Source organism: Gilliamella sp. Gris3-2, assembly GCF_001690345.1.
In the GTDB taxonomy this organism is placed as follows: domain Bacteria; phylum Pseudomonadota; class Gammaproteobacteria; order Enterobacterales; family Orbaceae; genus Gilliamella; species Gilliamella bombi.
On the sequence record NZ_LZHB01000001.1, the window covers coordinates 39794 to 61124 of the forward strand.

15 protein-coding genes and 1 rRNA gene are annotated in these 21331 nt (G+C 36.2%); 8 read left to right on the forward strand and 8 right to left on the reverse strand.

The features are described 5' to 3' along the window. Nucleotides 1–213 precede the first annotated feature (213 nt). The 4 genes from A9G32_RS00155 to A9G32_RS00170 form a co-directional block, all read right to left on the reverse strand. Entirely contained in the window at nt 214–1059 is an 846-nt protein-coding gene (locus A9G32_RS00155; RefSeq protein ID WP_065590404.1) for a dimethyl sulfoxide reductase anchor subunit family protein, read from the reverse strand. After that, the gene (locus A9G32_RS00160) at nt 1056–1670 is read right to left on the reverse strand and encodes a DMSO/selenate family reductase complex B subunit (protein WP_065590405.1); all 615 of its coding nucleotides are present in this window, start codon (nt 1668–1670) and stop codon (nt 1056–1058) included. The genes A9G32_RS00155 and A9G32_RS00160 overlap by 4 nt, the downstream gene beginning before the upstream one ends. Before the next feature lie 21 nt (nt 1671–1691). Further along, nucleotides 1692–4145 (reverse strand): DMSO/selenate family reductase complex A subunit, encoded by a 2454-nt coding sequence (locus A9G32_RS00165; RefSeq protein WP_081296687.1) that lies wholly within the window; start codon nt 4143–4145, stop codon nt 1692–1694. A gap of 273 nt (nt 4146–4418) precedes the next feature. Further along, the gene (locus A9G32_RS00170; RefSeq protein ID WP_065590406.1) at nt 4419–5954 is read right to left on the reverse strand and encodes a hypothetical protein; all 1536 of its coding nucleotides are present in this window, start codon (nt 5952–5954) and stop codon (nt 4419–4421) included. A gap of 541 nt (nt 5955–6495) precedes the next feature. Here A9G32_RS00170 and parE point away from each other — a divergent pair. The 6 genes from parE (at nt 6496) to A9G32_RS00200 (ending at nt 16173) form a co-directional block, all read left to right on the forward strand. Further along, a complete protein-coding gene (gene parE, locus A9G32_RS00175; protein WP_065590407.1) occupies nt 6496–8385 on the forward strand; it encodes a DNA topoisomerase IV subunit B in 1890 nt (629 codons plus the stop codon). 27 nt (nt 8386–8412) lie between these two features. Next, complete coding sequence (gene parC, locus A9G32_RS00180) at nt 8413–10641, forward strand: DNA topoisomerase IV subunit A (protein ID WP_065590408.1); 2229 nt, start codon at nt 8413–8415, stop codon at nt 10639–10641. A gap of 1 nt (nt 10642) precedes the next feature. Next, on the forward strand, nt 10643–11488 hold the full coding sequence (djlA, locus tag A9G32_RS00185) for a co-chaperone DjlA (RefSeq protein WP_034913354.1): 846 nt from the start codon (nt 10643–10645) through the stop codon (nt 11486–11488). A 14-nt stretch (nt 11489–11502) separates the two neighbouring features. Continuing rightward, nucleotides 11503–12945: a TrkH family potassium uptake protein gene (locus A9G32_RS00190; RefSeq protein WP_065561201.1), complete on the forward strand. Its 1443-nt coding sequence runs from the start codon at nt 11503–11505 to the stop codon at nt 12943–12945. A gap of 142 nt (nt 12946–13087) precedes the next feature. Then, nucleotides 13088–14662 carry a TerC family protein gene (locus A9G32_RS00195; protein WP_065590409.1) on the forward strand — a complete coding sequence of 525 codons (1575 nt, stop codon included), beginning with the start codon at nt 13088–13090 and terminating at the stop codon, nt 14660–14662. Between the two features lie 200 nt (nt 14663–14862). Beyond that, on the forward strand, nt 14863–16173 hold the full coding sequence (locus A9G32_RS00200; RefSeq protein ID WP_034913348.1) for an NCS2 family permease: 1311 nt from the start codon (nt 14863–14865) through the stop codon (nt 16171–16173). Nucleotides 16174–16239: 66 nt separating this feature from the next. On the opposite strand, the gene A9G32_RS00205 is transcribed toward A9G32_RS00200, so the two are convergent. The 4 genes from A9G32_RS00205 to metK all read right to left on the reverse strand — a co-directional run bounded on the left by A9G32_RS00205 (nt 16240) and on the right by metK (nt 19358). Beyond that, complete coding sequence (locus tag A9G32_RS00205; protein ID WP_065590410.1) at nt 16240–17094, reverse strand: 23S rRNA (adenine(2030)-N(6))-methyltransferase RlmJ; 855 nt, start codon at nt 17092–17094, stop codon at nt 16240–16242. Next, on the reverse strand, nt 17088–17636 hold the full coding sequence (locus tag A9G32_RS00210) for a hypothetical protein (protein WP_065590411.1): 549 nt from the start codon (nt 17634–17636) through the stop codon (nt 17088–17090). The genes A9G32_RS00205 and A9G32_RS00210 overlap by 7 nt, the downstream gene beginning before the upstream one ends. Nucleotides 17637–17719: 83 nt before the next feature. Beyond that, on the reverse strand, nt 17720–18223 hold the full coding sequence (locus tag A9G32_RS00215; protein ID WP_065590412.1) for a SprT family zinc-dependent metalloprotease: 504 nt from the start codon (nt 18221–18223) through the stop codon (nt 17720–17722). Beyond that, the gene (metK, locus tag A9G32_RS00220) at nt 18207–19358 is read right to left on the reverse strand and encodes a methionine adenosyltransferase (protein ID WP_065590413.1); all 1152 of its coding nucleotides are present in this window, start codon (nt 19356–19358) and stop codon (nt 18207–18209) included. Before metK ends, A9G32_RS00215 begins: the two co-directional genes overlap by 17 nt. A gap of 190 nt (nt 19359–19548) precedes the next feature. Between metK and murI the strand changes: the two genes are divergently transcribed. Next, a complete protein-coding gene (murI, locus tag A9G32_RS00225; RefSeq protein ID WP_065590414.1) occupies nt 19549–20373 on the forward strand; it encodes a glutamate racemase in 825 nt (274 codons plus the stop codon). 380 nt (nt 20374–20753) lie between these two features. Continuing rightward, nucleotides 20754–21331 (forward strand): 16S ribosomal RNA (locus A9G32_RS00230); the annotation flags it as partial.

Below are 21331 nucleotides of genomic sequence, written 5' to 3' on the forward strand. Positions count from 1 at the left end.
TTTGGGTCGCAAGATTCTAGACCCCAGGGGAGATAATGTCAAGTTTTTGCTATCAATAAGTGCTTGAGCTTGGTATTAATTATTTATAGAAGATAGTCGTTATTTTTATAGAAAGACACTAGTATATCTGTTTATTTTTTGTTAAAAAAATCAACAGTCCCTATTGTATAGTATGTTTTTATTGTTATTAAAAACATTAAAATGTTATTAATTTTACATTTGAATAGTCCATAAATTATAAAACGCAATTCTCCCACATAACTCGGCAAATAAAACAATAATAAAAGCAACAGAGTAAATTATTGTTGATTGCTTAGATCGATAAATATTTACAAAAACTAAAACAAGTGCGAGTACTAATAATAGGCATTGAATTAACATCCAAATATATTGTTTTGAGGTAAGTTCAGGTGATACTGAGGTCATTAAATTAATATAAGGAATTTTTAATAACAGAATCGATATTACACCAGTAAAGAAAGAAATTATGCCAATTCGAAATATCCCAAAAACTATTGCAACAATTCCTCCTAACACTAGCATAGAGGTATACATCTGAATGGCTGTGTAATAGGTATTCCAGGTTTTAACCGTTGGTAGCATATAAGTAAGAGCAATCATCCAAACAAAAATTAAACTAAAAAAGATCAACAATAAAGATAATATTTTAGAAAAATTGGGGATTTGATATATACGTTGACAAAGTGAGTTGACCAATAGCCATTTTTTACCATCATTATGATAAGAAAAATAAGTTAGTAATACACATACTAATGTTATTCCAAACAAGAGACCAAAGGAAAAAATTTCATTGCTCATCGGCGAACGACCAATACCCCAAATAACATTAAGAGCCCGAAAAGGATGACCTAAATGTAGCGAAGCAATAAGCATTGCAACAGCCATTACAATCAGAGCCGCCATATTCATTTTATTTATCTTAATTAAACTGTATGAATAATGGCTTAAAGATGATATGCCACCAATCAACACCATCCCAGCAGATAATTGACCGAGTACCGTAAAAAATACCAATGGTAATTCATGCATATAACTCATACCTCCTCAGGATTAAGTACTTTACCTAAGGTATCACCAGATGCTTTAGCATGTGCATGTGGTTTTATCACAATATTAGGTTTAGTCAGCTGTGAACTTGGTAGTGGTGCAATATTGCATTCATCACCATAACGGTGACGTAGTTTTTCAATTTCGTCAAAATCTAACGCACGCTGAGGGCAAGATTCAACGCATACTGGTTTTAAACCTTCGGCTACACGTTCATAACAGCCATCACATTTTGACATGACCTTTTTTTGATGATCAAATTGCGGTGCTCCATAAGGACAACGCATTTCGCAATATCGACAACCAATACAAATATCTTGATTAACAACCACTAAACCATCTTGCTTTCGTTTATGCATCGCACCTGTTGGGCAACCTTGTACACAAGTTGGTTCTTCACAATGATTACACGAGATAGATAAATAATAGGCAAAGGTATCGTTTTGCCACATACCATCAACCAACTGCCAAGTACCTCCACCATATTCATAAACACGGCGAAAATGAACACCTAAAGCATTGTCTTTCTCGTCTTTACAACTGAGTTGGCAGGTTTTGCAACCGGTACATTTTGAAGAATCAATATAAAATCCATATTGCATTTTTATTATCCACTCTTTAATTTACAATGTTAATCCTGCAACCGATAATGGTTTAACTTCAACCAGATTGGTATGCTGTGGATTCGATTTTGCAAGTACTGTTGGGCGCAACGATGTTAAGCGGTTAATACATCCGCCAATATCAACCCCTGATGCATTAGTTTTGGCCCACATACCTTGAGGTATTGCAAGCACACCTGGTAATATTCGTGGTGTAACTTTGGCAGGAATATAAAGCCGACCGCGATCGTTGTAAACCTCAACTAATTGACCATGTTTAATTTGCCTTTGTTTGGCATCAAATGGATTAATCCAAAGGCTATTGGCTACTGCTTCACGTAGTTGTGGTAAGTTGCTGTAAGTAGAATGGCAATGCCCTTTGGTATGAAAACCTATAAGTTGCAATGGATATTTTTCGCGTTTTGATTTATCTTCACTCCCTTCAATGGCAGGTAAATAGGCAGGAATAGGGTGAAGAAAATCCTCTGGATCGAGTTCCCATTCATTGGCGATAGTAGCTAATGCTTCTGAATAGATTTCTATTTTTCCTGATGGTGTATTTAATGGGTTTTTAATAGGATCGTCTCGAAAGGCTTTTAGTGCAATCTGGGTATCGCTATCCGCTAGCTTGCGATCAATAACGCCCATACCATCGGTATCAGCAAAAGGAGGTAAATTAGGTTCATTTTTTCGCAATTGCTCATAACAATATTCTATCCATTCATCTTGAGAACGACCTTCAGTAAATTTATCTTTTACGCCTAGCTTTTCAGAAAGATCGGTTAATACATCATAAGCTGCACGGTTTTCCCAAAGCGGATTAATTGTACGTTGCATACGAATTAAATAACTATACGCACCAGATGAATAAGAGTTATTAATCAAATCATTATTTTCAACTGATGAAACATCAGGCAGCAATAAATCAGCATATTTGGCTGATGCAGTCATATGCGTATCCCAAACAAGAATAAATTCACATTTAGATTCATCTTGTAAAATTTGGTGAGTACGATTTAGATCTGAATGTTGATTGCCAATTACATTACCAGCATAATTCCAGATAAATTTAATACCTACATCCAACTTCTCCTTACCTTTGAGATAAGAATTTCTAGCTGTCATACTTGGCCCATCTTCAATTGCCTTCGTCCATAGAAAGAAAGGAATACTGGTTTTAACAGGATTTGGAAGGTTAAAACTAGGTATAGGATAAATAACACTCCCACCCCACGTCCCAATATTGGTACCAGGTTTACCAAATTGTCCTGTAATAATAGGTAGCATCATAATCGCACGTGCGGTATGTTCGCCATTTTGCCAGCGCTGTACACCATAACCTTGAGAAATCCATGCAGCTTTAGCGTTAACAATATCCAGTGCTAGCTTACGAATTTGTTCCGCAGGAATACCTGTCTTTTTAGCTGCCCATTCTGGTGTTTTAGGCGTTCTATCGTTACCCAATCCGAGAATATAAGATTTAAAATCACTAAAAGGCGGTGCACTGTCAGGCAATGACTCAGTGTTCCAACCAACACAATATTGATTGAGCATTGCATCATCAATACGATCTTCTTCAAGTAAAGCATAGCCAATAGCAGCAACTAACGCAGCATCGGTACCGGGAATTATCGGGATCCACTCAGCATTATACGCCACCACACTTTCGCTGCGACGGGGATCAATTATAATCACCCGGGCATTACTTTGTTCTAATGCATGAAAAAGCTCTGTAACTTGCCCTCCACCCGACATTCGAGTCTCGGCAATGTTATGTCCAAACATCACAACTAAATCAGAATGCTTTATCTGATCAAGTAAAGAATCCTTAGCATTACCAAAAATATAAGGGCGAATAGCTGAAATTTGCCCACTCGAATAATCGCCATGATAATTTAAAAAACCACCAATTGTACTTAAAAAACGCTTACATGCATTACGCCCAGAAAGATTAGCTCCTGTTGTACCTGAACCATATTGGTAATAAATTGCCTCATTGCCATACTGATTAATGGTATATTTAAGTTTATTGGCTAGTAGACTAATGGCTTGATCCCATGAAATTCGTTTAAATTTACCTTCACCACGTTTACCAATGCGTAGCATAGGATACTTTAAACGTTCAGGATCATAAGTTCGCCAACGAACAGATCTACCACGAAGACAAGGGCGAATTTGATGCAAGCCAAAAACGGAATCATTAATCCCATCTTCTGATGATATTTTAGTAATAATATCGTTTTTGACATGAACTTTTAAAGGACAACGGCTACCACAGTTTACTAAACAAGCACTATAAACAATCTTTTCTTCATCTGTGGAATTAGTAAGGATTATCTTACTTCTAGCATTGGTGTTTGGCTCTGCATAGACAAAAGGCAATTGTATATTATTCGTTAGTACAGATACACCTGCTATAGTTAATGATTTTTGTAAAAAATTACGTCGGGTTATTTTATTTTGTAGTTTACTCACATTATTCCCTGATATAAATATGGGATTTGTTGATAATAATACTAAAAAAGAAATAAACAAACTAAAAACGAAAACTGTTTAAATTAATAAGAATCGAATGAAACGATGATTAAATAGATAGCTGTTAGAATTATAATAAGATTAAACCCCATAAAGCGATTTCGGGGGAAAACGCTTTATGAGTTTTTAACGGGTTATTCTAACCATAAAGTGTAAATAATCCAGTGTTTTTTATAATTTACTCATTCTAAGGTAAATGAAATTATTAAGTGTTTACCAAGCAACACAAGCAACCCTATCACTAGAGGGGCGATAGAATGCAAAATCTACATCACCCAATTTAGCGAAAACATTATATCTTCTACCTTGAAATTCATCGATTACCCAATAGTCACCAGAACTCCAACCTGCATCATGATAGTCATAAATAATTCCCCATTCGTTAAACAATCCTCCAACCCATCGGGAACTATTCCAATAACTAATTCTGCGTTGATACGTATTGCCTTGTCCTGGTACTCCTAAATTCCAACCATTACCATTTGCGTTTGTATAATCTTGTGCCGCGGGGACAAAATACGTTTGTGGTGAAGAAAGTTTTTCACAAAACGAAAGCGCATTATTGTAATTTTGACCTGTATCCCCTGGTTTTACGATAAACCAACGATCTATTTTAAATTGATATATCAAGTTTTTTTTTGCTGTATCACTATAAAGTTCAAATCTTGCTGGGTGAAACGTTTTATTCATCGAATTCTGTGTTGGTCCTTTTAAGGTTATCCGAACAATATTACCCTCTAATGCATTATTTTCAGCTGACAATGATAGCGTAATCCCCGTACCTGATACTGGATTTACTTTATTACCATTAATAGCAATCATTTGTCTTGCTGTCATACCTTCTAGCATTAATTTAAAATATAAATTATTTGCTCCAGTTGTAGGGAAATTCTTTGATGCATTGCCAAGGTCTTGTACTTTAAATCCATAATTTTGATCCCATTGTTCCTCTGGACCAGCGTATTGGTTCGTACCATGGTTTAAATTAGGTTGAGCATAACACACCAAAGGTTTATTGATATTGGGTTTGATGTAATATGAGTGACTAGCCCCAGAGAATTGACTTTCTCCTGGTATACCATACGTTGTCTGTAACCTAGTATCAGTTGCGGTTAATGTTAGTTTATAAGGTGCATTACAAATATTGAATGGCTTATTTGGTTGTTTTTTAACCTCATTAGTAATGTCTTTACCATTTTTGTCTTGCCATTTAATCGTTAATTGACCTGATGCACTGATGCTACCATCCCCGTCATCATCTCGACCATAAGCATTAACCAAATTAGTTAACGAAACTTCAGGATAATTTGAAACAGGCACTATGGTTTGAATATCGGCGAAAGTGTCGGTTATATTTGGCATTTCTATTGGGTTATCTGCATTTGAGGTATCTACTTGTGCATTTGGGTAAAGAGCACTATTTATACCTGGTGGTATATAGCTACTATTCGGCAGTTTTATGCCTAACAACCCTTCAACACTCGTAATCTTGGTCGCTCCACCATCAAACGTTAAATACGGCGCACTACCGCGTATTACTTTATTGGTCGTTGCTGATAAAGCGATTGCACTATTTGCAGGTAAAAGAAGATAAATACAAGTAAATAGAGTTAAACGTGAAGAGAAAAATTTTAGAAGTGAAAGGAGGTGTTTACATGGAGTATAAAATAGCTGTACCTTACAATTAAAAAGTAACGATCTCAGAGAAATCAAATTTTTTGGTTGTTGAAAAGTATGATTAAATGACATTATACCATTACCTATTCTATTTTGTGAATTTACGATTATTTTAAAGAATTAAATATTTGAGTTATTATTGACCATTAATTAATGGTGTTTCTGTAGTATTAATGCACAAAATATCACCCATTAAGAGGATATTGGTTTAATTTTAAACAAGAAATAGTATCATTTAAAGATAAAAAATATTAACTTTTGTTAAGATTCGTTAATATTTGTTAAAGGTGTTGATTTTGTTATAAACTATATTGACAATATAAAACGAAAAATAAATACAACACTTGTTCTAGGTATTAAATTATCAACCGTAATTCACGATCAACAATACATTATGAATTTATTTGCACATAGAGATTTAGGTATAAAATTCAATTAAAGGACAGCGCCAATGATTCACTCTCAATAAGTTGTCCACCTTAATCATTATGATTAATTTATTATGATAAATATAGTTTAGCATTGCAAATCAAACGCCTTCACCATTGGCCTTGGTCTTATTAAACAAAGATTGGTATAATAGCCGTCATTTATTCGAATAAATAGAAAAACTATGTCACAATCTACTTATAATGCTGTTGATATTGAAGTATTAAAAGGCCTTGATCCAGTTCGTCATCGACCAGGAATGTACACTGACACAAGCCGACCAAACCATTTAGGGCAAGAAGTCATTGATAACAGTGTTGATGAAGCTATCGCAGGTCATGCTCGTAAAGTTAAGGTTACCCTTTTTCAAGATAATTCACTAGAAGTTATCGACGATGGGCGAGGAATGCCGGTTGATATTCACCCTGAAGAAGGTGTACCAGCGATTGAATTATTGCTTTGTCGTTTACATGCTGGCGGAAAGTTCTCGAACAAAAATTACCAATTTTCAGGTGGTTTACACGGTGTAGGTATTTCGGTAGTCAATGCATTATCAAAACGTGTTGAAGTTACAGTTCATCGTGATGGACAAGTGTACGAAATAGCTTTTGAAAACGGTAATAAAGTTGAAGATCTGCATATTACGGGCACTTGTGGTCGTCGTAATACAGGTACCAAAGTTCATTTTTGGCCTGACGAAAAATATTTTGATTCGCCTAGATTTTCTGTCCCACGCTTATCACATCTACTAAAAGCTAAAGCGGTGCTTTGCCCTGGCCTTGAAATTATTTTTAAAGATGAAATCAATAATACCGAACAACGTTGGTGTTATGAAGATGGCCTAAAAGATTATCTAATGGAATCTGTCAGCGGTTACTCTCTTTTACCTGAAACGCCTTTTACAGGTAATCATACTGGCGAAACAGAAGCTGTAGAATGGGCACTGCTTTGGATGCCAGAAGGTGGAGAATTATTAACTGAAAGTTACGTTAACTTAATCCCAACCGTACAAGGTGGCACCCATGTTAATGGTTTACGCCAAGGATTATTAGACTCAATGCGTGAGTTTTGTGAGTTTCGCAATTTGTTACCACGAGGACTAAAATTAACCGCCGATGATATATGGGAACGCTGTGCCTATGTTATTTCAGTCAAAATGCAAGAGCCTCAGTTTGCGGGTCAAACTAAAGAGCGCTTATCATCGCGCCAAAGTGCGGCATTTGTTTCGGCTATTGTGAAAGATGCATTTAGTCTTTGGTTGAATCAAAATGTACAAATAGCCGAATTACTAGCTGAAATGGTAATTTCAAGTGCACAAAAACGCTTAAAAGCGTCCAAAAAAGTCATTCGAAAGAAATTAACCAGTGGTCCTGCATTACCAGGCAAATTGGCCGATTGCTCATCACAAGACTTAAGTCGTACTGAACTTTTTTTAGTGGAAGGAGATTCTGCGGGAGGTTCGGCTAAACAAGCGCGAGATCGTGAATATCAAGCCATTATGCCTCTTAAAGGCAAAATCTTAAACACATGGGAAGTTTCGTCCGATGAAGTACTCGGCTCACAAGAAATCCATGATATTTCTGTTGCTATCGGTATCGATCCAGATAGCGATGATTTAAGCCAATTACGTTATGGTAAAATCTGTATTTTAGCCGATGCCGACTCAGATGGACTACATATTGCAACATTACTTTGTGCTTTATTTGTTCGGCACTTTCGTACCATGGTTGAACATGGGCATGTCTTTGTTGCTATGCCGCCGCTTTATCGTATCGATTTAGGAAAAGAAGTTCATTACGCCCTAGATGAAGAAGAAAAAGAAGGCATTTTAGAACAGCTTAAACGTAAAAAAGGCAAGCCCAATGTGCAACGCTTTAAAGGTCTAGGTGAAATGAATCCACTACAACTACGCGAAACAACAATGGATCCCAATACGCGTCGTTTAGTACAGCTTTCGCTTGATGATGCTGAGCAAACGATGGCATTAATGGATATGCTACTTGCTAAAAAACGCTCAGAAGAACGTCGCGAATGGTTACAAGAAAAAGGCGATCAAGTTGAACTTGATGTCTAATAAACTGAATGATTTAGAGGAACAATAATGAGTGAGATAACTCATGACGGAGTAGAAATCCAGTCGTTACGCACTTTTACCGAAAGCGCCTATTTAAACTACTCAATGTACGTCATTATGGATCGTGCCTTGCCATTTATTGGAGATGGCTTAAAACCAGTGCAACGACGCATTGTTTATGCTATGTCTGAATTAGGACTTAACGCACAAGCCAAATTTAAAAAATCTGCACGTACCGTCGGGGATGTGCTTGGTAAATATCATCCTCATGGTGATAGTGCCTGTTATGAAGCGATGGTGCTCATGGCACAACCATTTTCATATCGCTATCCATTAGTTGATGGGCAAGGTAACTGGGGGGCACCTGATGATCCTAAATCATTCGCCGCTATGCGTTACACAGAATCACGTTTGTCAAAATATGCCGAACTACTATTAGGTGAACTAGGACAAGGAACGGTTGATTATACGCCTAACTTTGATGGTACTTTACAAGAACCTAAAATGTTACCGGCTAGATTACCCAACATTTTATTAAATGGTACAACAGGTATCGCGGTCGGCATGGCAACTGATATACCGCCTCATAACCTTCGTGAAGTCGCGAATGCGGCAATTATGCTTGCTGATAACCCCAATGCGACGCTCAACGAAGTAATGGCTCACATACAAGGCCCCGATTTCCCAACAGAAGCTGAAATTATTACTTCACCAGAAGACATAGCGAAAATCTATAAAACGGGTCGTGGTTCAATCCGTATGCGTGCTGTCTGGAAGAAAGAAGAAGGTGATATTGTAATTACAGATCTGCCTCATCAAGTTTCGGGTGCTAAAATCTTAGAACAAATAGCTTCTCAGATGCGAGCCAAAAAACTACCTTTAATTGAAGATTTACGTGATGAGTCTGATCACGAAAATCCAACTCGTCTGGTTATTGTGCCACGTTCAAATCGAGTAGATTTAGAGCAAGTGATGAATCATCTATTTGCCACAACCGATCTCGAAAAAAGTTATCGGGTTAATATGAATATGATTGGGCTTGATAATCGCCCATCAGTAAAAGGCTTAGTTGAAATTCTTACAGAATGGTTAGAGTATCGAAAAAATACCGTCACTCGACGTTTAAATTACCGTTTAGATAAAATATTAAAACGACTCCATATTCTCGATGGCTTATTAATTGCTTTTTTAAATATTGATGAAGTTATCGAAATTATTCGTCACGAAGATGAACCTAAACAAGAATTAATTAATCGTTTTGCCTTAACTGAAATTCAAGCCGAAGCGATTTTAGAGTTAAAACTCCGCCACTTAGCCAAACTTGAAGAGATGCGCATTAAAGGCGAACAAAGTGAGCTTGCAAAAGAGCGTGATCATCTGCAAGCTTTGTTAGCTTCGCCTAAAAAATTGAGTAATTTAATTAAAAAAGAGCTAAAAGAGGATGCTGAAAAATATGGCGATGACCGTCGTTCTTCAATTGTTGAACGTAGTGAAGCTAAAGCTATTAGTGAACAAGAGTTAACACCATCTGAACCTGTTACTGTCGTTTTATCTGAAATGGGTTGGGTAAGAACAGCAAAAGGTCATGATATTGATCCTGCTGGTTTAAGTTATAAATCCGGTGATAGTTTTAAAGCTGCCGCCAAAGGCAAAAGTAATCAACCTGTTATTTTCATCGATTCAACGGGACGTAGTTATGCTATAGAACCAAACACGTTACCATCAGCACGAAGTCAAGGCGAACCATTAACTGGTAAATTAGCACTACCCGCTGGTGCAACAGTTGAACATGTGCTCATGTCTCAAAATGATGATCAAAAATTATTACTTGCTTCAAGTGCTGGTTATGGATTTATTGGTAAATTTAGTGATTTGATTGCTCGCAATCGTAATGGTAAAGCAATTATTAATTTGCCTAAAGAATCTAAAATATTGCCACCAATTGAAATCACATCTGAAGATAGTTTACTACTATCAATCACCAAAGCAGGCCGAATGCTCATATTTCCTGTAAAAGATTTACCTGAACTTGCTAAAGGTAAAGGAAATAAAATAGTATCACTTTCAGGTGCTGATGACTGCCTTGCTTATACTATATTAATTACACAAGACACTTCAATAACGTTATATGTTGGTAAACGCAAACTTACATTATATCCTGCTGATTTACAAAAATTTAAGGCAGAGCGAGCACGAAAAGGTACACCGTTACCAAGAGGTTTACAAAAGATAGATAAAATAGAGGTGAACGAATAATATGTCTTTTATCTGGGCAATAATTGCAGGCTTTGTTTTGAGCACTGTATTAAAAACAGGATGGGGATTTATTCTTGGGCTTTTTGTTGGACCAATGCTTTACCGCACGTTTTGTAATAAATTGACCGAACAAAGAACACAAGCAAATCCAACACTTTATTTAACTGTTGTTTTTGAAGTTCTAGGTCACTTAAGTAAAGCTAAAGGGGTCGTCACACAAGATGATATTAATCTTGCCAGTCAATTTATGGATAGATTACAACTTGACCGAAACGGCCGAAAACTAGCTCAAGATTCATTTAATAATGGTAAAGCAAGTGACTACCCACTAAGATCTCGTTTGGCTGAGCTATACGCACAATATCGTTTTCGACGTAATGTGTTAAATATTTTTTGTGAGCAATTGATCCAAGCCGCATTAGTTGATGGCGTTTTAGACGAAAAAGAACAACAAATTTTATTTATTGTGGCTGAAGAATTTAATATTCCACGTCAACAAATGGCAATATATATTCAAATGATGATGGGAAGTTATCACTTCCGTCAAAATGGCTATAGTAACCAACACGGACAACGAGGCCAATACCAACGCAGTAATAATTATGGAAATTATCAAGGTCGTTCACCACAATCCGATCTACAAAATGCTTACAAAATTTTAGGTGTTGCAGCTACAGCTGAAATCTCAGAAATAAAAAGAGCTTATCGTAAATTAATGAATGAGCATCATCCTGATAAGTTAGTATCGAAAGGCTTACCGAAAGAGATGCTTGAAGCCGCCAAAAAACGTGCACAAGAGATTCAAGCGGCCTATGATCTTATCAAAGCATCACGTGGATTTAAGTAGAGACTATCATCATGATGCATTGGCGATCAATTTTACGAATTATCGGTTTATTAGTATCCCTATTATCGATATTCATGTTATTACCAGCACTTGTTGCATTAATCTATCGCGATGGGGCTGGTGCAATTTTTGTTCGCTCTTTTTTTGTTGCCTTAATTTTAGGAATTGCACTATGGTTTCCTAATCGTAATCATCGCCACGAGCTTAGCACACGTGAAGGCTTTTTTATCGTCGTACTATTTTGGGTTGTTCTAGGATCAATTGGCGCTTTTCCTTTTATTTTTGATACACATATTAATTTAAATTTAAATACTGCATTTTTTGAATCATTTTCAAGCTTAACCACAACAGGTGCCACCACAATTGTTAAGTTAGATCATCTACCTAAAGCTTTACTTTTCTATCGCCAATTATTGCAATGGCTTGGAGGGATGGGGATTATCGTGCTAGCTGTTGCTATCTTACCATTACTGGGGGTAGGGGGAATGCAACTTTATCGTGCCGAAATTCCAGGTCCGCAAAAAGACAGTAAAATGCGTCCACGTATTGCTGAAACAGCTAAAACACTTTGGTCAATTTATATTTTGCTAACAACGCTTTGTGCTATTTGTCTCTGGCTGGCCGGTATGAATGTATTTGATGCTGTGTCACATAGTTTCTCTACAATATCAATGGGAGGGTTTTCAACCCATGATGATAATTTAGCCTATTTTAACAGTCCAGTAATCAATTACATCGTCACCCTCTTTTTGATTTTATCCGGCTGTAATTTTGCGCTCCATTTTGCCGCACTAAGTGGCTTTTCGATTAAAGAGTACTGGCGTGATCAAGAGTTCAGAACATTTATATTTATTCTACTGATACTAGTTGCTATCTGCACAATTGTTATTTATTTCTATAAACCACACCGCCTGAGCATTGATAAAATTATTTTACAAGTGGTATCTATATCATCAACAGCAGGCTTTAGTGTCGATGATATCAACACATGGCCATCATCATTACCAATCTTTTTATTGTGCGCTTCATTTATTGGTGGTTGTGCGGGATCAACGGGTGGTGGTTTAAAAGTGGTTCGTGTGTTAATTTTGTTTATGCAAGGCTCACGTGAACTAAAGCGCCTTATTCATCCTAACGCTATTTATACTTTAAAATTAAATAATCGCGTGGTTTCTGAACGCATAATTGAAGCGATTTGGGGATTCTTTTCTGCATATACGTTGGTCTTTTTAGTTAGCTTATTTATTATTATGGCAACAGGCATTGATGCCACTGACTCTTTTTACATAGTAGCATCATCACTTAACAATTTAGGGGTTGGTCTTGGTAGTGTAAGTGATAATTTTGCTAGTGTCAGTGATATAGTAAAATGGGTAATGGTGGTTGACATGTTATTTGGGCGATTAGAAATATTTACCTTACTAGTTTTATTCACACCAACATTTTGGAAAAGCTAAATTTATACTGAAACACATAGTTACCTGAAAGTTTTTAACAGGATATGCAATTTTTATAAATATTTTATTGATTATTTGCTCAATTACAGACAGAATTACAACGCAGCATGTGCTGTATTTATTAGAGGTAATCACCTGACATATGGAATGGATCATGGATCCTACAATCTGGATTGGCTTATCCACTCTGGTTGTACTTGAAATCGTCCTTGGTATTGATAACATTGTTTTTATAGCCATTCTTGCCGAGAAACTTCCACCCCAACAACGAGATAAAGCCCGCGTTACCGGTCTTGCTTTTGCATTAATCACTCGAATTTTATTATTAATGTTTACGGGTTGGTTAGTCACACTCACTACACTGCTATTTTCGATATCCGAGATCAGTTTTAATGCCCGACAACTAATTATGCTAATTGGTGGTATATTCTTGCTATTTAAAGCTACCATGGAGCTCAATGAACGCCTTGAAGGCACATCAAATGAGGATGGTAAACCTAAAAAGACATCCCACTTCTGGACTGTCGTTGCTCAGATAGTTGTACTTGATGCAGTGTTCTCGCTTGATTCAGTTATTACAGCTGTTGGAATGGTCGAACATATCCCAGTGATGATTATTGCCGTTTGTATAGCAATAGGTATTATGATGGTTGCAAGCAAACCATTGGCTAATTTTGTCAACGCCCATCCAACCATTGTGATCCTATGTTTGAGCTTCTTATTAATGATAGGATTTAGCCTTGTTGCCGAAGGTTTTGATTTTATTATCCCAAAAGGTTACTTATATGCGGCGATCGGTTTCTCAATCATGATTGAATTTTTTAATCAATTAGCCATACTAAATCGCCGTAAAGCATTAAATAAAAAACCGTTACGAGAACGTACTGCCGAAGCTATTTTACATCTACTAAAAGGTGATGCTGAGGAAGATCCCGATACTCATAATATTGATATCGTATCTGATGCTAATAAAAAAGTATCAGTGTTTAATCATCAAGAACTCAGCATGGTTGAACGAGTACTTGGACTTGCACAGCGTTCGGTCAGTAGCATTATGACATCTCGACTTGATGTTGATATGGTCAATATTAATGACGATCGTGATGTTATAATAAAAGAAATCTTTGATAATCCTCATTCTCGTTTAGTTGTCACTGATAATGACTCAATTGATGAGCCTTTAGGCATTATCCAAGTTAATGACCTTTTAAAAGATGTACTACAAAGCAAAGCACCGATCGATATACACTCACTAATCAAACAACCTTTAATCTTTCCAGAAACTGTATCGTTACTGGTTGCATTAGAACAATTTAAAAAGGCCAAAACTCATTTTGCTTTTGTGGTTGATGAATTTGGTTCAATGCAAGGGGTTGTCTCGGTAACAGATATTATCGAAACCATTGCTGGTGATTTTCCAACAGAAGAAGAGGAAATTGATGCTAAACATGATATTCAATGTCTAGATGATAATAGCTGGATTGCTAATGGTTATATTCCAGTTGAAGAGCTAGTCCGTTTTGTACCAATACCGATCGATGATAAACGTGAATATCATACCCTAGCGGGGCTATTAATGGAAAAAGCTCAACATTTACTCAATGTTGGTGAAACCTTGCAAATTGGCGATTATTTATTTGAAGTAGCTGAAATAGAAAGTCATAGAATTCTTAAAGTAAAAATCACGTTAAATAAACCTGATTCTGTAGCATTATAATACAGCAAAGAGAAATAACTAGAATAACGCTTGACCAAAATAAATAACTAGCAATAATTGACGCTGAAAAATTTTTGTTTATTTGAAGGTGCGGAGTAAATACTCCTCATCTTTTTTATTTTTCCCCTTTAGTAAAAAAATAGGTAAAACTGTTTATAAACTTTTACTCTTACTTATCAATTTAAATTAGGCCTAAACTTATGAAGTCAATATTCGAAAAAACCTTTCAATTGAAAGAGAAAAAAACAACTATCGGTACTGAAATTATCGCTGGTTGTACTACCTTTTTAACAATGGTTTATATCATCTTCGTGAATCCTTCCATCTTATCAGCAACAGGTATGGATACTTCTGCTGTTTTTGTTCTAACTTGTATCGTAACAGCCTTTGCTACCATTTTAATGGGGCTATTTGCCAATTTACCAATTGCATTAGCACCTGCCATGGGGCTTAACGTCTTTTTTGCCTATGGCATATGTGGGGCAATGGGCTATTCTTGGCAAATTGGTATGGGAGCGATATTTTGGGGTTCTTTAATCTTTTTTGCGTTATCACTATTTAAAGTTCGTCACTGGTTAATTGAACATATTCCACAATGTTTGCGTGTAGGTATTAGTGCAGGTATTGGACTATTTATTGCTTTTATGGGATTTCAAAATATGGGCATTGTAGTCGCTTCTCCTTCCACACTATTAACTATGGGGAATATCTTATCGCTTAAAGTCCTATTAGGATCACTAGGTTTTTTCATCATTGTTATTTTAGCGGCTCGTAACTTTCATGCAGCAGTATTAATTTCAATTTTAGTTGTAACTTTATTAGCACTATGGCTCGATCCAAATATCACTTACCAAGGTATTATATCTATGCCACCAAGTGTAACTAGTGTTGTTGGTCATGTAGATTTAGCAGGTTCGCTTAATATCGGTATCATGGGCGTTATTTTTTCAATAATGATTGTCAGCTTATTCGACTCATCAGGCACTATTTTAGCACTAACAGATAAAGCAGGAATTAGTGACGAAAAAGGTCGATTCCCCAAAATGCGTCAAGCGCTGTTAATTGATAGTTTTAGCTCCTCTTTGGGTGGATTATTTGGTACATCATCAGTGTTAACTTATATTGAAAGTTCCGCAGGTATCTCTGTGGGCGGTCGAACAGGATTAACCGCAGTAGTAGTTGGACTATTATTCTTATTGGTAGCCTTTTTCTCGCCACTGGCACATTTAGTACCTACCTATGCAACATCAGGCGCACTTATCTTTGTTGGGATCTTAATGGTTTCCAGCCTAGTTAAAGTTAACTGGTCTGACTTAACAGAGGCAACACCCGCTTTTATTACAGCAATTATGATGCCATTTGCCTTTGCAATTACTGAAGGGGTTGCACTAGGTTTTATCTCTTATGTAGTGTTAAAAACCTTTACTGGCAAATTTAAACAATTAAATCTTTGTGTAATAATTTTTGCTTTACTATTTGCTTTAAAATTTATTTTTATTGATCATCATTAAAAATCTCCCCATCGTTACTTACGATGGGAAGATTTTTTAAGAAATTAACACATTGGATACTTATGGTTAATATAAAGGATCAACTTCACTTAGCTCTCTAATGATGAAATTTCCTGTTTTTCCAACGTCTAGTGTTGTTTTTAGCCATGGCAAAATTGTATGCATTTGTTCGTGTAATTTCCATGGTGGGTTAATTACTATCATCCCTGATGCTGTCATGCCTTTTTGGTTATTATCAGGCTTTATTGCCAGCTCAAATTGTGAAATTCGTTTTATGCCTAAGTTAACAATATTATCAATCATTTTTTGAGTTTGTGTACGAGATACCACAGGATACCAAATTAAGTAAACACCTGTTGCAAAACGTTTATATGCTTCAAATAATGCTGCAGGGATTTTTTTATAATCGTCTTTAATTTCATAAGAAGGATCAATCAATATTATTCCACGACGAGATAGTGGAGGTAACTTTGATTTTAATTGGGAAAATCCATCTTCACGTAAAACTTTTGTTCGTTTATCTTTACTAAATTCTTGTTTTAATAAAGGGTAATCAGTTGGGTGTAACTCTGTAAGGTTGAGCTTGTCTTGTTCACGTAATAATTGCTTCGCAATTAATGGTGAACCAGGATAATATTTTATTTCCTCAAAAGGATTATAGCGTCTTAGTACCGATATATATGTATTAAGCAATTCAGGAATATTAGATTGTTGCCATAGTAAATTAATTCCTGATAAATATTCACCCGTTTTTTCTGCATGCTCACTTCTTAACAGATATCGTCCAGCCCCCGAGTGTGTATCTAAATATAAAAAAGGCTTTTCTTTTTCTTTTAATGATTCAATACATAACGTTAAAACAATATGTTTTAATATATCTGCATGATTTCCAGCATGGTAACTGTGGCGGTAGCTTAGCATAGGGAATCTACTCCCTTTTGTTCATTTTTTTGCATATAAAAGGTTATTAAGGATAAGCAAAGAAGACAAGGAATTTCCATTAATTCTTCAATGAGATCTTTTCGCTCTTTTGTTATAACTAGAAATTCATGTCCAATACGGTGATGTTCTGCAATATCAGCTATACCTAAGAATAAAAAAGCAAAGAATATATGCCAAAATGGTATTTTTTCGTATTTGTAGCGACGAGCAATTTCTCGGCGAATCGTGGGTAAAAATATACTTAGGATTGGGATCGCTATTAATATACTAGCAATGATTTTATAATAGAAACGAGGTACCTCAGGAAAAAAGTCTCGTCCCCAACTAATTCCTCGACCAAAAAGCATAAACCACCAGAAAATTGTCCAAACCCAAAATCTATAAAGCTCAGAATGTTCAGATACTCGTTTTGCATAATAATAGGTATAACAGCACATAAATAATAAGAAGAGAGATTGAATATGTTCAATCACTACAACCGTCATTCCATTGTATAAAGGTATAAAGCAATTTCCCGTCATATAAAGGATAATGCCAAGAGTGATAATTAATAACGAACTTTTGTAAAAATGAAAATCTAACTTACACATACAATATCTTATTATTAAAAAGCGCTTTTAAGTTTGAGTATAGTACCGCATTTACGACACAAATAACTAGTTTTATTCTTTTGAATTTTGTTGTGTCTTATCGAAGTTAAGTGATGTTGTTGACAATTGCAGTAGTATAAATAAGTATTGCGTTGAATGGAAAAACGGTGAGTTGTCACAGGGCTTTTTTCTAATATTTCTGACATAATATATTGCCATTCTTTGCCATGTGGTTTTACTTTGCCAAACTTTTTAAACACAATGAGATGAGCTAATTCGTGAGGCACAACTTCCTCAATAAATTGAGTACCATTATCTAGCAACATAATCGAATTAAGTTGAATTTCCCAACGTGCTAAAAAGGCACTACCAGCAATACTGCCTTTGGGTTTATAAATGATCTTAGGTTCTTTATATTGGGAATGTAGACGTTGATTGGCTTGCATTAAGTGAGTTCTTAGACAAGCCATAGTTTGATTATGTAAATAAATTGGTATGCGTTTATAATCCTGCTGCATCACGTAGTAGTGCCGCTTTATCAGTTTTTTCCCAAGGGAATATATCTCGACCAAAATGACCGTAACTTGCAGTTTGTTGATAGATCGGTTGAATTAGCTCAAGCATTTGGATCAATCCATAAGGTCTTAAATCAAAGAATTCTTTAATAAGCGATACAATTTTATCGTGATGGATTTTTTCTGTGCCGAAAGTATTGACATAGATTGATGTAGGATTGGCAATACCAATTGCATAAGATATTTGTAATTCACATCTGTCAGCAAGTCCTGCAGCAACAATATTCTTTGCAACATAGCGTGCGGCATAAGCTGCTGAGCGGTCAACTTTTGAAGGATCTTTTCCAGAAAAGGCACCACCACCATGATGAGCTGCTCCACCGTACGTATCGACAATGATTTTGCGTCCAGTTAATCCACAGTCTCCCATAGGGCCACCAATAACAAAACGTCCAGTTGGATTAATAAAGTATTTTGTTCTAGGTGTTAACCATTCGGCTGGCAATGTTGGTTTAATGATTTCTTCCATGACGGCTTCATGTAATGCTTTTTGCTCAATACCTTCTGAATGCTGAGTTGATAGAACGATTGTATCAACACCTTTTATCTGACCGTCTTGGTAAATTAATGTTACTTGGCTTTTTGCATCAGGTCTTAACCAAGGAAGTGTACCATTTTTTCTAACTTCTGCTTGGCGGCGCATTAAGTCATGAGCGTAGCTTATAGCAGCAGGCATTAGATTTGGCATTTCATTTGTAGCATAACCAAACATAATACCTTGGTCACCAGCACCTTGCTCTAGAGGATCGTTTCGATCAACTCCTTGATTGATATCCGGAGATTGTTTACCAATAGCATTAAGCACAGCACATGAATTTGCGTCAAATCCCATTTCTGAACTGGTATATCCAATATCATTAATTGTTTTTCGAGTTAATTCTTCGATGTCTACCCAAGCTGAAGTAGTGATTTCACCACCAACTAAAGCCATACCTGTTTTTACATATGTTTCGCAAGCAACACGTGCTTTTGGATCTTGTTTTAAAATTGCATCAAGTACAGCATCAGATATCTGATCGGCAATTTTATCTGGATGACCTTCTGAAACAGATTCGGAAGTAAATAGAAATTCTGACATAGAATACCTTCTTGACTTAATTTTTGTATAAGTATATCTAGTTATTTTAGCAGTTTTACCGTCTAGACGTCTAGTCCATATTTTATGGAACTAAATGCAACATTAGCTTAGGTAAAATACTTGCATTAATTTTTAATCGATTTACGATATGACGCGTTTCTAATTTATTACTTAATGTCTTATAGCTAAAATGAATATCGTAAAACAATCGCCTTCAATATTAGTATTTGATTCAGGTATTGGTGGTTTATCTGTTTATAATGAAATTTACAATAAAATACCTAATGCACACTATATCTATGTATTCGATAATGAGATGTTCCCTTATGGAGATAAATCATCAGAGTTTTTAATTAATAGAGTGAACTCTGTCATTGAGGCTGTTACTAAATTTTATCCAATTGATTTAGCAGTTATTGCTTGCAATACAGCTAGTACTATTTGTTTGCCTAGTTTGCGTGCTAAATTTTCTTTTCCTATTATTGGTGTTGTACCAGCTATTAAACCAGCTAGCTTACTTACTAAAAATAAATGTATAGGATTATTAGCTACAAAAGCAACAGTTGAAAGAACTTATATAGCCGATTTAATAAAGCAATTTGCCTCGCATTGTACTATTAAATTGTTAGGCTTATCTGAATTAGCACTCATAGCCGAAAATAAATTACAAGGCATTAAAGTAGATATGAAACAGTTAAAAGAACTAATGCAACCTTGGCTTGGGTTACAAACAATTCCTGATACAATAGTACTAGGCTGTACGCATTATCCTTTTATTAAGACAGAATTACAGACGCTTTTTCCTCAGGCGAGCCTAATAGATTCAGGTTATGCGATTGCGACAAGAGTCTGTAATTTACTAAATGATAAATATAATCTGGACAAAATAATTCCTTCTGCGTCCGAAAATATTGTATTAAGCACAGTTTATACTCAGCCTGTAGAAAATTTGATTAAAAAATTATCTGATTACGATCTTAATAAATATCATAACATTAAAGTTCATCAAGATTAAAACTTGCGCGACCAGATGGCTATTTTATCTTTTTTGCTTGCTAAAAAAAAAGAAGCCCCTATAATGCGCATCCACTGACACGCAGTCAGCGACAAGCAGACGAAGAGTTGGGATTAAGTGAGATCAAAAATTTTAAAAAAGATCTTGACGAATAAAAAAGGTTAGCGTAGTATACGCAACCCTTGAGACAGCGAACTAAATCAACGAAAAGTTGATGAGGGATGTAAGCTGTTAGCTCTTTAAAAATAAGAAACAGACAATCTGTGTGGGCACTTGCGAGACGAAAGATTAAAGTCTACGGACTAAAAAATTAAGTCTTGATAAGTGACACTGAAGATTCATTTGAATATGTCAGAGACAGTTATTGAGCATCAAACTTTAAATTGAAGAGTTTGATCATGGCTCAGATTGAACGCTGGCGGCAGGCTTAACACATGCAAGTCGAACGGTAACATGAGTGCTTGCACTTGATGACGAGTGGCGGACGGGTGAGTAAGGTATGGGGATCTGCCGAATGGAGGGGGACAACAGTTGGAAACGACTGCTAATACCGCATAAAGTTGAGAAACCAAAGCATGGGACCTACGGGCCATGCGCCATTTGATGAACCCATATGGGATTAGCTAGTTGGTGAGGTAATGGCTCACCAAGGCGACGATCTCTAGCTGGTCTGAGAGGATGACCAGCCACACTGGAACTGAGACACGGTCCAGACTCCTACGGGAGGCAGCAGTGGGGAATATTGCACAATGGGGGGAACCCTGATGCAGCCATGCCGCGTGTATGAAGAAGGCCTTCGGGTTGTAAAGTACTTTCGGTGATGAGGAAGGTAATGAATCTAATAGGTTTATTAATTGACGTTAATCACAGAAGAAGCACCGGCTAACTCCGTGCCAGCAGCCGCGGTAATACGGAGGGTGCGAGCGTTAATCGGAATGACTGGGCGTAAAGGGCATGT